Below are 12,585 nucleotides of genomic sequence, written 5' to 3'. Positions count from 1 at the left end.
CGAGCATGCCGGCGCCATCCGGCGCTGCGCCGACGGCGTGACGCTGGCCGAGGGCTGGCATATCGCGGGCATGGACACCTCGGCCGCGCCGTCCAAGTCCTGCGCCTCCATGGTCGATGTCTACCAACTGCTGGGCGTGCCCCATTTCGGCGCCAGCGGCACGGTGGAAGCCTCGGCCCTGCTGACCCGCGTCTTCAAATCGGTAAGCGGCGTGACGCAGATCGGCTTCAGCGGCCTGATGCTGGCCGTGACCGAGGACCAGGGCCTGGCCCAGGCCAGCCTGAATGACGAATTCGATATCCGCGCCTTGCTGACGTACAGCAGCGTCTGCGGCATCGGCCTCGATACCGTGCCGGTGCCAGGGGACAGCAGCGCAGAGCAGATCGCCGCCGTCATGCGCGATACGGGCACCATGGCTTTTCGCCTCAACAAGCCGCTGACGGTGCGGCTATTCCCCGTACCGGGCCTCAAAGCGGGCGACAGAACAGCCTTCGAGAGCGCCGACCTTTGCAACTGCGCCGTACTGGCCCTGCCTTGAATATCGATCCCGACCGGCTGCCGCGCCTGACAGCCAAGTGCCGGCAGCTATTGCTTTTGATATTCCCCTACCCCGGTTCTGTTTGACCTGCCCCCATGGTGGCAGCCGGGGTGCCCCCGGTAAAATTGATTCTTATGGCAAAAATTATCGTTCTGGCACTGGTGCTGCTCTTCTTTGGCTGCGGGCTGTACATGCATCTGCGCGGCAAGGTGCGCCACAAGGTGGTCAAGCAATTGTTTGACCACTCCACGTTCACAGCGCCGTTCAACGTCTTCATGCTGATGTTCAGCAAGGTGCCGCGCACGCCCTATCTGCCCACCAGCACCTTCCCCGAGCTGGCGCCGCTGCAGGCCAACTGGCGCGAGATCCGCGAGGAAGCCGTCAATCTGCAAAAGAACATGCAGATCAAGGCCGCCGCCAACAACGACGACGCAGGCTTCAACTCCTTCTTCAAGACCGGCTGGAAGCGCTTCTACCTCAAGTGGTACGGCGACGCCCACCCCTCGGCCATGGAGCTGTGCCCCAAGACCACGGCCCTGGTGAAGTCGATTCCCAGCGTCAAGGCCGCCATGTTTGCCGAGCTGCCGCCCGGCGCCAAGCTCAATCTGCACCGCGACCCCTACGCGGGCTCGCTGCGCTATCACCTGGCCGTGCTGGCCCCCAACGACGACCGCTGCATGATCGAGGTCGACGGCCAGCCCTATAGCTGGCGCGAAGGCGAAGGCGTGATCTTCGACGAGACCTTTATGCACTGGGCAGAGAACCGCAGCGAAGGCAACCGCATCGTGCTGTTCTGCGATGTGGAGCGCCCCATGACCAATGGCTTTGCGCAATGGCTCAACCACTGGCTGGGCAAGAATGTGGTGGCCGCCGCCAGCTCGCCCAACAACGAAGGCGACCCGCGCGGCATGATCAGCAAGCTGTTCAAGATCTCGTTCTATGCGGGCAAGTACCGCCGCGCCTTCCGCGACTGGAACCCGACCTTCTACAAGATCCTCAAGTTCGGACTGATGATCGGTGTGCTGGTCTGGTTTATCTGGTGGTTGATTCCGTCCCGATAAGCCTGCCCTGAAGGCAAAGCCCCAAAAAGCCGCTGACGCATGTCCAGCGGCTTTTTTTCGCCTCCTTGGCGGACCGTCTCAAACCCCTCTCCCATGAAGCGTGCTTATTCCGGTCCTGAGGAGCGCAATACGCATTTCAATGCCTGGACAGTTATCTGCCATGCAATATCCGTCACTACAAAAACAAATCAGAATCAAAATAAATAGTGACGGTTTACAAAATATGGCATTAAAAACATTTACTCACTCTCAAAGAGCCTTTAAAGCAAAAAAACAATTGTCAGCCCGGCATGGATATTGATTAATCGTAAACCTCTCTCACTTCAATTAAAGGGTTTACCCTTAATAATGGATATTTCTTAAAAGAGGCCGATAGAATTTTTTCACCTGTTAAGAATCACAGGAATAGGTCTTTTACCAAATAGCAGTAGGGAGTGATATTTATGCATTATCAATCACGAAAGTTTTTAACCATCCACCGAGGAGAGCGACAGTGCTGAAAAACATAAAAATGCTATTGATTGCATCCCTCGTGGGATCAATCGTTGCCTGCGGGGGCGGCGATGGTGACAGCAACGGAGGAGGAGGTGGCGGCGGCACTCCGCCAGGCCCTGGCGTGACTCAAACTCCTGCTGAAAAAATAGCGGAACTTGAGTCGTCCGGAGAAATTCCCAAGTTGGAACGTGGCCCTGATATCAGCGGACCCGACAGCAATACCAGCGGTATACGCGACGATATCGAATCACTGCTGGCCGCCGAATATACCGGCGCCCGACTCGCCGCCGCGATGCAAACCGCAAGAGCCTTTCAAAAGGCCTTGCTCGTCGACACCGAGGACATCAATGCGGTCAAGGCCATCAGCAAAGAGATTTCACGAGGCATCAACTGCATATATTCCCAATTTGATGGTGCCGATGGCTCCAAGCAGCCGGCCCGGGTCGCGCAAGAGCTGGAATCGATGACGACCAATACCAAGGACCGTTTATTGGCATATCTGAAATACAACAAGGCACTTGATGGAACGTCCTCCGCTTTGCCAGAGGGAGATACCTGTGAATAAGATTCTCAAAAAATGCACATGCATTTTTCTGTCATTCATTGTCGTGAGCACCCCGCTCACCGGTGGCGCCCAAGTCGTCAACCCCGATACGAATCTGTGCCGGGAAACGGGGATCGCCTTTGCCTTTCTGAACGGTGTCCAAACCACCGAATCGCAGGCCAATCGAGCCCTGCAGGAGCTCAAGCGCATTCACGGCCAGACCGCCCCCGGCGGCGATCAGATCAAGTATGAAACCCTGTACAACTATTCGAACGGCTTCGAGGATTTCGTCGAAACCTTCGAGCAGCGCCTGCAGGAGCAGGAAGGCTTGCTGGCAGGCCGGTACGAGCTCTTCTTCGAGGCCCTGAATGGTGGCGGCTCATGGTGGAGCAGCATCGTCAACACTGTGTCGGCAGCGACCGGATTGCTCACGGGATTCGTTGACTGGTACAAGTCGGCAGCCATCAGCCAGCTCACCTCCTTGCTGGGCAATCCGCCGACGCTTGCCAACTATATGGAGCATCAATCGCGCATCGACAACTGGATTCTCGAAGGCAAGAAGATTCTCTTTGTCGCCCACTCTCAGGGCAATCTGTTTGCGAACGCTGCGTATGCCTATGCGGCACCGAAATCCGCTGCAGGCTCGGTGAAGGTGGTGCATATTGCGCCGGCATCGCCCACGCTCAACGGGGAACACACCCTGGCGGATCTGGATCTCGTCATCAATGGCCTGAGAGCCGTGGGCACGGTGGCCAGCATCACGGACAGCATTCCCGGCTATCTGCTGCGCCCCGCCGGTATGAATGGCGAGAAAGACCTGCTCGGTCATGGCTTGATCGAGATTTACATCAACCCGGGCCTGGAGATCTCCAACCGCGTGAAGAGCCACATCACGACCGCACTGTCGACACTCGTGGCTCCGCCTGCGCAAGCGACATCCGGCTTTTTCACCACCACCCTGACATGGGACGGCAGCGGTGACGTCGACCTGCACACCTATGAGCCATCAGGCTCGCACGTCTACTACCGCAACATGCGCGGCGCCAGCGGCTATCTCGATGTAGACAATACCGTCGCCTACGGACCCGAGCATTACTATGCATCCTGCGATTCGGCAAGGCTGCAGGAAGGTACCTATCGAGTCGCCATCGCCAACTACGCCAGAGCCGCCGGCAGAACCGCCACGGTACAGGTCGCATCCTGGGATGACGGCGTGCTGGGCACCAAGTCGGTCACCCTGGGCGCAGCCACCGGCGACAACCCGGTCTACGCCATGTTCAATGTCGTGGTGAGCAAGAACGCCCAGAACGGCAAGTACTCCGCAACCCTCACCCCCTGAGCGACGACGCACATCCAGCCCGAGGCAAACGGTCTTCACCAGGCCGCTTGCCTTTTTTGCTCCTAGCCGCGCGGCGATTCGCTACAGCGCCTTGCGCAGCGTGGTCGTGGGTATCTTGAGCTGCTCGCGGTATTTGGCGACGGTGCGGCGCGCACACTCAATGCCCTGCTCCTTGAGCATGTCGGCCAGCTTGGCGTCTGACAGCGGCTTTCTGGCATCTTCGGCATCGACAAACTGTTTGATCAGCGCACGCACGGCCGTGCTGGAGGCACTGCCGCCGGTTTCCGTGCCCAGGCCCGAACCGAAGAAATACTTGAGTTCGAAAGTACCTTGGGGCGTGGCCATGTACTTGGCCGTGGTCACGCGGCTGATGGTGGATTCGTGCAGGCCCAGCGTGTCGGCGATATCGCGCAGCACCAGCGGGCGCATGGCCAGCTCGCCATGCACAAAGAAGTTCTTCTGCCGCTCCACGATGGCTTCGGAAACACGCAAGATGGTGTCGAAGCGCTGCTGGATGTTCTTGATGAACCAGCGCGCCTCCTGCAGCTGCTGTTGCAGCGCCGCATGACCGTCACTGTTCTTGTGGCGACGCAGCACTCCGGCATAGATGTCGTGCACGCGCAGACGCGGCATGACCTCGGGATTGAGTTGCACGGAAAAGTCCGCCCGGCCCGAGCCGGAGCGCACCGGGCGCACGATGACATCGGGCACCACGATATGGCGCTCCACGTCCACAAAGCGCCGCCCCGGACGCGGCTCCAGTCTGGCGATCAGGGCCATGGCCTCGCGCAGCTGTTCCTCGCGCGCGCCGCACAGGCTGGTGAGCTTGCGCAGATCGCGCCGCGCCAGCAAGTCCATGGGCTGGGCACAGATGGCCTGCGCCAGCAGCAGCCGGCTCATATGCGCCTCGGTCGTACCCTCGTCCTCGGCCGTGCGGATCAGATCGCGCAGCTGCAGTTGCAGGCACTCGGCCAGATCGCGCGCGCCTACGCCCACCGGCTCCAGGCTTTGCAGCAGCTTCAGCGCAATGGCAAAGTGCTGCTCCAGCTCCTCGCGCTCTTCCAGGTCGTCGCCGGCCAGACTCTGCGCCAGCTCCTGCAGGGAATCCTCGAGATAGCCGTCGTCGCTGAGCGACTCGATGAGAAAGCGCAGCGCCGCCGTGTCTGCCGCGCCCAGATGCAGGCTCAGTGCCTGACGATGGAGAAAGTCGGTCAGGCTCTGGTGCTCGCGCGCCAGATCGATGGCATCGGTTTCGTCATCGCCGTCGCGGTTACGTGTGGAGCTGCTGGCCGAGGGCGTATCCCACTCGCTGCTGGATTCACCGCCCCATTCCCCGTCCTGGCCGTCCATGCCGTCGGCCTCCCAGTTCAGCGTTTCCGGGGTTTCGGGGCTCGGCGTTTCCGCTACTGTTTCAGTAGCTAATTGCGCTTGTGATGCCTCTTTTTCAGAATGAATACTATCTGAAACACTGTATTCACTGGCGCTAGCAGCTACATCTACAGGAGCATCTCCCGCAGTTTCGGCCTCATCGCCCGCACGCTCCAGAAAAGGGTTGTCGACCAGCATCTGCTCGACTTCCTGCGCCAGCTCCAGAGTGGAGAGCTGCAGCAGCTGAATCGATTGCTGCAGCTGCGGCGTCAGCGATAAATGCTGCGAAACGCGTAGCGAGAGACCTGGCTTCATCGAGGCGCGGCTCCCAGACAATCATTGCAAACGCGCGCAGTGCTATGGGTTTGCCGCCGGGCCGCCCCAAGGCAAACCCCGGCGCAGCCGGTCAGGGCCCCTTCCGGGGGCAGCGACCACACAAAGTGAGGGAGCGTGGGGGTCATCACATCCTGAAATGTTCGCCCAGATAGACGCGGCGCACATCGGCGTTCTCCACGATCTCCTCGGGCGTGCCTTCGGCCAGCACATGGCCGTCGCTGATGATGAAAGCGTGGTCGCAGATGCCCAGCGTCTCGCGCACGTTGTGGTCGGTAATCAGCACGCCGATGCCGCGCTCCTTGAGGAAGCCGATGATGCGCTGGATCTCGATCACCGCAATCGGGTCGATACCGGCAAACGGCTCGTCAAGCAGGATGAAGCGCGGCTGCGTGGCCAGGGCACGCGCGATTTCCACGCGCCGGCGTTCGCCGCCGGACAGCGCCAGCGCCGGTGACTGGCGCAGATGCTCGACGCGCAGCTCCTGCAGCAGGCCGGTGAGGCGCTTTTCGATCTCGTCGCGTGTCAGAGCCTTGCCCTGCTCGTCCTTTTGCAGCTCCAGCACGGCGCGCACATTGTCTTCCACGCTGAGCTTGCGGAAGATGGAGGCTTCCTGGGGCAGATAGGACAGGCCCAAGCGCGAACGCTGGTGAATCGGCATGCCGCCCACCGGCTGGCCGTCGATGAAGATCTCGCCACCGTCGCTGCGCACCAGGCCCACGATCATGTAGAACGATGTGGTCTTGCCCGCACCGTTGGGGCCGAGCAGACCGACCACCTCGCCTTTTTGCACGGACAGCGACACATCCTTGACCACTTTGCGGCTGCCATAGGACTTGGCCAGATGCTTGGCCTCCAGGCGGCTGTCGGACTCGCCGCTGCGGCTGCTGGAGAAGGTCGGATCGCTCATTTCTTCTCGTCGGCTTTCTCGCCGCCCAGCGTCATGCTCGGGCGCAGCTGGGTGGCAGGTGTGGCGGGCTTGGGCTGTGCGCCCGGCGTACCGTCCTTGGGCGCCATGATGGCGCGCACGCGACCGCCCTGACCCACGGAGGAGCTAGGCAGGCCGCCGCTAGTCTTCTGACCATCGACGGTATAGACGTCGGTGATGTTGTTGTAGACGATGATGGAGCCCGTGACCTGGTCGCTGAGCTGGCCGCCACGGTAGCGGCGCATCTCGCCACGGCGGATGAACTTGACGATATCGGCCTTGCCGTCGTATTCGATGACTTCGCCTTCGCCTTCGATGAACTCTTCGGGCTGGCCGGCCACGGTGTCGCGCTTCTGACGGAAGAAGGCACGCTTGCCGGGCTCGGCCTTGATCACCCCGTACTGATAGCCCTCGGCATCCTGACGCACATCAAGCTGGGCGCCGCGCAGAACGATGGAACCCTTGGTCATCACCACATTGCCGGTGAAGACGCTGGTCTGCTGCAGCTCGTCGTGACGCAGCGCATCCGCCTCGATATTCATGGGCTTGGCGCTGTCGGCCTTTTCGGCATGGACAATGCCGGTCGCTGCTGCCAGGGCGCAGGCCAGCGCAAGAGGTAGGAGTGTTTTTTTCATGGAAGGCACGTTTCTTGCATCCATTGTAGTCATTCCCTTTTTGCAACTTGCGTAAAAAACCACCCACAAAAAAGCCCGCGCTACGGCGGGCTTGCTGGGCATCAAACGTCGTTGGCGTCCGAAACCTTGCGTCAGGCCTTGCGGCTGGAGGCGATCAGCGCATTGACCACGCGCAGCACATTGTCCATATTGCCGGCCTTGGTGCCGTCCGTGTAATAGCGGCCGGCCACGCCCATGGCGGGCACGCCTTCCACGTCGTACTCGTTTTGCAGCTGGGTGGCCTTGCGCACCTGGTTGGCCACAGTGAAGGAGTTGTAGACCTCCTTGAACTTGGCCAGATCCACGCCCTGCTTGCCGATCCAGTCAAAGATGGCCTCATCGTTCTTGAGCGGGTTGCGGTCCACGTGAATGGTACGGAACACCTTGGCGTTCAGCTGGGGCAGCAGGTTCATGCCTTCCAGTGCGTAGTACAGCTTTTGCTGGGGCACGAAAGAGGCATTGAAGGCCACGGGCACCTGGCGCACCACCACATCGGCGGGCTGGGTCTTGGCCCAGGCTTCGAACTGGGGCTCGAAGGCATTGCAATGCGGGCAGCTGTACCAGAAGAACTCGATCACCTCGACCTTGCCGGCCGGCGCGCTCACGCTGGCGGGCTTGCCCAGCTTGATGTAGTCCTTGCCTTCCCGGGGCGCAGCACCCTGGGCCCAGCTGGAGGATGTGCCCAGAGTCAGGGCACCGGCGGCGGCTGCCGAGGCAGCCAGAGAGAATTCGCGACGTTTCATCTAAACAAACTCCTGTATCAGGTCTGCAGTATCAGAGCCCAGCGGCCCCAAAAAGTTCAGCAAAGTCCTAAATCTCGCACCCGCTGTCCGGGACGCCTCGGGCCGCTGCCCGAGGGCTCCACAGACAGAGGCTGCACAACGCCTCGCAGGGCCGATTATCGCGCCGCACGCACCAGGGTCGAGTCCACGCCCGCGCCGTCGAGCTTGCCCTTGAGCTGCTCGGCGTCGTCACGCTTGCTGAACGGCCCCACGCGCACACGGAAAACGGTGATGCCGTTTTGCTCACGCTCGCTGATGCGCGACTCCCAGCCCAGCATGGCCAGCTTGGCACGCTGCGCTTCCGCTTCGCTCTGGCCGCGGAAAGCGCCTGCCTGCACAAAGTAGTTGAATGCCGAGTCCGAGGACGATGCGGCCTGGGCCGCCTTTTCCTTGTCTGCACGCGCCTTTTCAGCCTTGTCGGCCGCTGCGGAGCGTTCCTTGACCAGATCACCCAGCGGATCGCCCGATCCGGGCTTGGCCGTCTTGTCCGGCGTGGCGGGTGCCGGCGGGGTGGTGACTCCGCCGGTTGCGGTGGGCTGCACGGCAGGCGTGGGCGGTGTCACCGTCACATCGCTGGGCGGGACGGGCGGCGTCACCGGCGCCGGTGCGGGCTGGCGGCTTTGCAACGGTGCGTTGGGGTCCCAGTTCTTGTTGCGTTCGGCCTCAGCCGCATCGCGCTGAGTGTTGTTGCCACCCTTGTTGAGGAAGGGCACCGGTACCTTGGTCACATAGATGGCCACGGCCAGTGCCGCAGCCAGACCGATGACCATGCCAAAGATAAGCCCCAGGATGGTTCCACCGCGTTGCTGGTTCTTCATATCAGTCGCTTAACGCTTTCTGCTTCGATTGTTCCGTTCTCAGATCCATCGCCCCCGCTGCACAACCGTCAGGGGAGCGATGGCCAGAAAACCGGGATTACATGCGCTCGGGCGCGCTCACGCCCAGCACCGCCAGACCATTGTGCAATACCTGGGCCGTGGCAGCGACCAGGGCCAGACGTGCGAGCTTGACCTTTTCGTCGTCCACCAGAATGCGCTCGGCATCGTAGTAGCTGTGATAGCTGGAGGCCAGATCGCGCAGGTAGAAGGTCACGTCGTGCGGCGCGTTGCCTTCGGCAGCAGCGGTCAGCATCTCGGGGTACTTGGCCAGCAGCAGCATCAGGGCCTGGGCCTGCGGGCCTTCCAGTGCGGACAGGTCCACGTCCTTGAGCGCGGGCACGCCAGCGCCGCCGGCTTCCTGCCAGGCGCGCAGCACGGACTGGATACGCGCATGGGCGTACTGCACGTAGTACACGGGGTTGTCGTTGTTCTGGGCCACGGCCAGATCCACGTCGAAGGTGTATTCGGTGTCGGGCTTGCGCGAGAGCAGGAAGAAGCGCACCGCGTCCTTGCTGGTCCACTCGATCAGATCGCGCAGCGTAACGTAGGAGCCGGCGCGCTTGCTGATCTTGACCTCTTCGCCGTTGCGCACCACGCGCACCATGGTGTGCAGCACGTAGTCGGGGTAGCCCTCGGGGATGCCTACATCGGCAGCCTGCAGGCCGGCGCGCACGCGTGCGATGGTGCCATGGTGGTCCGTGCCCTGGATATTCACCACCTTGGTGAAGCCGCGCTTGAACTTCTGGATGTGATAGGCCACATCGGGGACAAAGTAGGTGTAGCCGCCGTCGGTCTTGCGCATCACGCGGTCTTTGTCGTCGCCGTAGTCGGTGGACTTGAGCCACAGCGCGCCGTCCTGCTCATAGGTCTTGCCGTTGGCGATCAGGCGGTTGACCGTTGCCTCGACATGACCGTTTTCATAGAGGCTGGACTCCAGGTAGTACTCGTCGAACTTCAGGTTGAACGCCTGCAGGTCCTTGTCCTGTTCATTGCGCAGGTAGGCCACGGCGAACTGACGAATATTGTCGTAATCCTCGACATCACCGTTGGCAGTGAACTCGCGGTCATCGGCCTTAATGGTTTCCTTGGCCAGGAAAGCCTTGGCGATGTCGGCAATGTAGTCGCCGTTGTAGAAATTCTTGGCCAGCGGGTTGTCGCTGTCGGTGGGCCAGCATTCGTCACCGGGCTTGAAGCCCTTGGCGCGCAGCTGGGTGCTCTTGGTCAGGGTGTCGATCTGCACGCCCGCGTCGTTGTAATAGAACTCGCGGTGAACTTTCCAGCCCTGGGTGGAATACAGGTTGCTGATCGCATCGCCGATAGCTGCCTGGCGGCCATGGCCCACATGCAGAGGGCCGGTGGGGTTGGCGGAAACGAACTCGACCAGGATGTTCTCACCGCGATCGGCCTGGTAGCCGAACTTCTCGGCCTGCGCCAGCACTTCGCGCACCACCTCCTGCTTGGCAGCAGGCTTGAGGCGAATGTTGAGAAAGCCCGGGCCTGCAATTTCAATCGCATCCACCCACTGCTGGAAGGCGGCAGTAGCCTCCAGCGCGGTCTTGAGCTGCTCGCCCAGGGCGCGGGGGTTGGCCTTCAGAGGCTTGGCCAGCTGCATGGCCGCCGTGCAGGCGAAGTCGCCATGGGCTGCCACTTTGGGGTTTTCAAACGCAGCGCGTGCGCCGGCGCCGGGCGAGAGTGTTTCGAGCTCAGCAGCCAGGGCTGCGAGCAATTCCTGTTTGACGGAGAGCATCGCGGGATTTTACGTGCCGGATTCAAGTCCTGCCGAATCGCTGGCGCCACACCCCTGTTCCAGGGCCGGTTCACGCGCTCGTGCACCGAATCCAGATCCGCATCGCCCCTGCCGCCAGCAGCAGACAGGAGATGCAAGGCGGCTTGCCTGCCCATGCCCTGCCAGCAACACCAAGCGCCCATCAAATGGCAATCATTCTCATTTAAAACTAGAATGCAGCCCATGCCCACGCCCCGCCCCTCTCTCGACCCCATGCAGCAGGCGCAACAGCTGTTTACCGGCCATCACGCCTGGTTGCTGTCAAGACTGAAGGCCAGGCTGCGCAATACGGCAGAGGCACAGGATGTGGCTTCCGAGACCTTCTTGCGCGTGGTTGCAGCGCCCAACCCGGTGCCCATCGATGAACCGCGCGCATTTCTGACCACGATCGCCAAGCGCCTGCTGTTCACGCTGTGGCGGCGGCGTGAGCTGGAACAGGCCTATCTGCAGGCCTTGAGCGAGAGCCCGCCGGATCTGGCCCCCTCGCCCGAGGAGCGGGCGCTGCTGCTGGAGACGCTGGACACGATTGCCCACGCGCTCGACGGCCTGAGCCTCAAGGCTCGCCAGACCTTTTTGCTGAGCCAGCTCGACGGCCTGACCTATCACGCCATTGCCGAGCAGCTGGACATCTCGCACAGCACCGTGCGCCGTCATATGACCGAAGCATTTCGCCGCATCGCGATCGCCCAGCTTCATCAGCAGGCCGGCCTGGCACCGGCCAGGGCAGGCCAGGCATGAACCCGTCGCTCAATCCGGCCACCGAGGCCGCCATCGAGTGGCTGGTCTGCCTGCATTCGGGCCAGATGAGCCAGGAGCAACACCGGGGCTTTGAACAATGGCTGGATGCCGCCCCCGCCCACAGGGCGGCCTGGCAGCAGCTACAAGCACCGCTGCAGAATCTGCTGCAGCCCTTGCGCAGCTCGGGCCCCGAGCACATGGGCCAGCTGCTGGGTCAGACCCTGGCACGCGCCGAGGCCGGCACGCGCCGGCGCCGCCAGATCCTGCGCGGTGCCCTTGCCCTGGGCGGCATAACGGCCGGCTGCGGCTGGCTGCTGGACCGCCAGACCCCTCTCGCACAATGGAGTGCCAACCTGCGCACTGACACCGGACAGCGCCGTGAATTCACCCTGCCCGATGGCAGCACGGTGACACTGGATGCGCGCTCGGCCGCCGATCTGGCATTCGACGCGGGCCAGCGCCGCGTCATTCTGCGCCAGGGGGCACTGGTGGCCCGGGCTGCACCGCAGACACCGGGCGGACCCGCTTTTTTGGTGCAAACCATGCATGGACAGATACGCGCCCTGGGCACGCGTTTCAGCGTGCGCCTGAACCCGCAGTTCAGCAGCGTCGGCATGCTGGAGCACAGCGTGAGCATCACCACCGTCGACGGCGCGCAGCAAGTGCTGGCCGAAGGGCATAGCGCCCGCTTCGATACCCAGGGCATCTGGGCCGATGCCAGCGCACCCAGCAGCATGGCGGCCTGGCAGCAGGGCATGCTGGAGGCACATGACCTGCCGCTGGGCGAGGTCGTACAGGCACTGCGCGCCTATCGTCGCGGATGGATTCGGGTCTCGGCGCATGCCGCCGCGCTTCAGGTCTACGGCACCTATTCCCTGGAAGACACCGACCGCGCCCTGGCGGCACTCGCCGAGACCCTGCCCATCCGGCTGCGCAGCTACTCTGGTGGTGCACTGGTGATGATCGAGTAGCGCCAGGCCCGATGGTGAAGCCGCTCAAACACCAGCAAATCATCAAGACAGCCATCGCCTATTTGGCGCTTGCCAAAAAAATTGAACACTTTTTCTCCGCGGCTCGACAAGCCATGGACAGCTCCTGATCGAGCACCCTGTTCATCTTGT

The 12,585-nt window shown here is 62.0% G+C and carries 12 protein-coding genes; 6 read left to right on the top strand and 6 right to left on the bottom strand.

Annotation, left to right across the window (positions count from 1 at the left end; all coding sequences use genetic code 11):
- From ACLBXN_RS10700 to ACLBXN_RS10685, 4 genes are all read left to right on the top strand, one after another.
- A partial coding sequence (locus ACLBXN_RS10700) for a DUF711 family protein (protein WP_447612115.1) occupies window positions 1-538 on the top strand: 538 nt, incomplete at its 5' end.
- A gap of 134 nt (window positions 539-672) precedes the next feature.
- The gene (locus tag ACLBXN_RS10695; RefSeq protein WP_080731616.1) at window positions 673-1,599 is read left to right on the top strand and encodes an aspartyl/asparaginyl beta-hydroxylase domain-containing protein; all 927 of its coding nucleotides are present in this window, start codon (window positions 673-675) and stop codon (window positions 1,597-1,599) included.
- A 493-nt stretch (window positions 1,600-2,092) separates the two neighbouring features.
- Window positions 2,093-2,659 (top strand): hypothetical protein, encoded by a 567-nt coding sequence (locus ACLBXN_RS10690; protein ID WP_447612114.1) that lies wholly within the window; start codon window positions 2,093-2,095, stop codon window positions 2,657-2,659.
- A gap of 43 nt (window positions 2,660-2,702) precedes the next feature.
- A complete protein-coding gene (locus tag ACLBXN_RS10685; RefSeq protein ID WP_447612113.1) occupies window positions 2,703-3,977 on the top strand; it encodes a YfaP family protein in 1,275 nt (424 codons plus the stop codon).
- A gap of 81 nt (window positions 3,978-4,058) precedes the next feature.
- On the opposite strand, the gene ACLBXN_RS10680 is transcribed toward ACLBXN_RS10685, so the two are convergent.
- From ACLBXN_RS10680 to argS, 6 genes are all read right to left on the bottom strand, one after another.
- Window positions 4,059-5,660, bottom strand: coding sequence for an RNA polymerase factor sigma-54 (locus tag ACLBXN_RS10680; RefSeq protein ID WP_447612112.1), 1,602 nt, complete (start codon window positions 5,658-5,660; stop codon window positions 4,059-4,061).
- A 145-nt stretch (window positions 5,661-5,805) separates the two neighbouring features.
- Window positions 5,806-6,588, bottom strand: a complete 783-nt coding sequence (gene lptB / locus ACLBXN_RS10675) for an LPS export ABC transporter ATP-binding protein (protein ID WP_407714534.1) — start codon at window positions 6,586-6,588, stop codon at window positions 5,806-5,808.
- The gene (lptA, locus tag ACLBXN_RS10670; protein WP_211457385.1) at window positions 6,585-7,241 is read right to left on the bottom strand and encodes a lipopolysaccharide transport periplasmic protein LptA; all 657 of its coding nucleotides are present in this window, start codon (window positions 7,239-7,241) and stop codon (window positions 6,585-6,587) included. Before lptA ends, lptB begins: the two co-directional genes overlap by 4 nt.
- A gap of 131 nt (window positions 7,242-7,372) precedes the next feature.
- Window positions 7,373-8,023 carry a thiol:disulfide interchange protein DsbA/DsbL gene (locus ACLBXN_RS10665; protein WP_043003858.1) on the bottom strand — a complete coding sequence of 217 codons (651 nt, stop codon included), beginning with the start codon at window positions 8,021-8,023 and terminating at the stop codon, window positions 7,373-7,375.
- A gap of 155 nt (window positions 8,024-8,178) precedes the next feature.
- The gene (locus ACLBXN_RS10660) at window positions 8,179-8,880 is read right to left on the bottom strand and encodes an SPOR domain-containing protein (protein ID WP_043003857.1); all 702 of its coding nucleotides are present in this window, start codon (window positions 8,878-8,880) and stop codon (window positions 8,179-8,181) included.
- A gap of 97 nt (window positions 8,881-8,977) precedes the next feature.
- Window positions 8,978-10,687, bottom strand: a complete 1,710-nt coding sequence (argS, locus tag ACLBXN_RS10655) for an arginine--tRNA ligase (protein ID WP_343677411.1) — start codon at window positions 10,685-10,687, stop codon at window positions 8,978-8,980.
- A gap of 213 nt (window positions 10,688-10,900) precedes the next feature.
- Here argS and ACLBXN_RS10650 point away from each other — a divergent pair, with 213 nt between their 5' ends.
- The gene (locus ACLBXN_RS10650; RefSeq protein WP_447612111.1) at window positions 10,901-11,464 is read left to right on the top strand and encodes a sigma-70 family RNA polymerase sigma factor; all 564 of its coding nucleotides are present in this window, start codon (window positions 10,901-10,903) and stop codon (window positions 11,462-11,464) included.
- Window positions 11,461-12,435: a FecR domain-containing protein gene (locus ACLBXN_RS10645; RefSeq protein ID WP_447612110.1), complete on the top strand. Its 975-nt coding sequence runs from the start codon at window positions 11,461-11,463 to the stop codon at window positions 12,433-12,435. Before ACLBXN_RS10650 ends, ACLBXN_RS10645 begins: the two co-directional genes overlap by 4 nt.
- Window positions 12,436-12,585 lie beyond the last annotated feature (150 nt).

The organism is Comamonas sp. C24C (assembly GCF_053345995.1).
The sequence above is the reverse complement of the archived record's forward strand: the minus strand, read 5'-3'. Positions and strand labels throughout refer to the sequence as shown.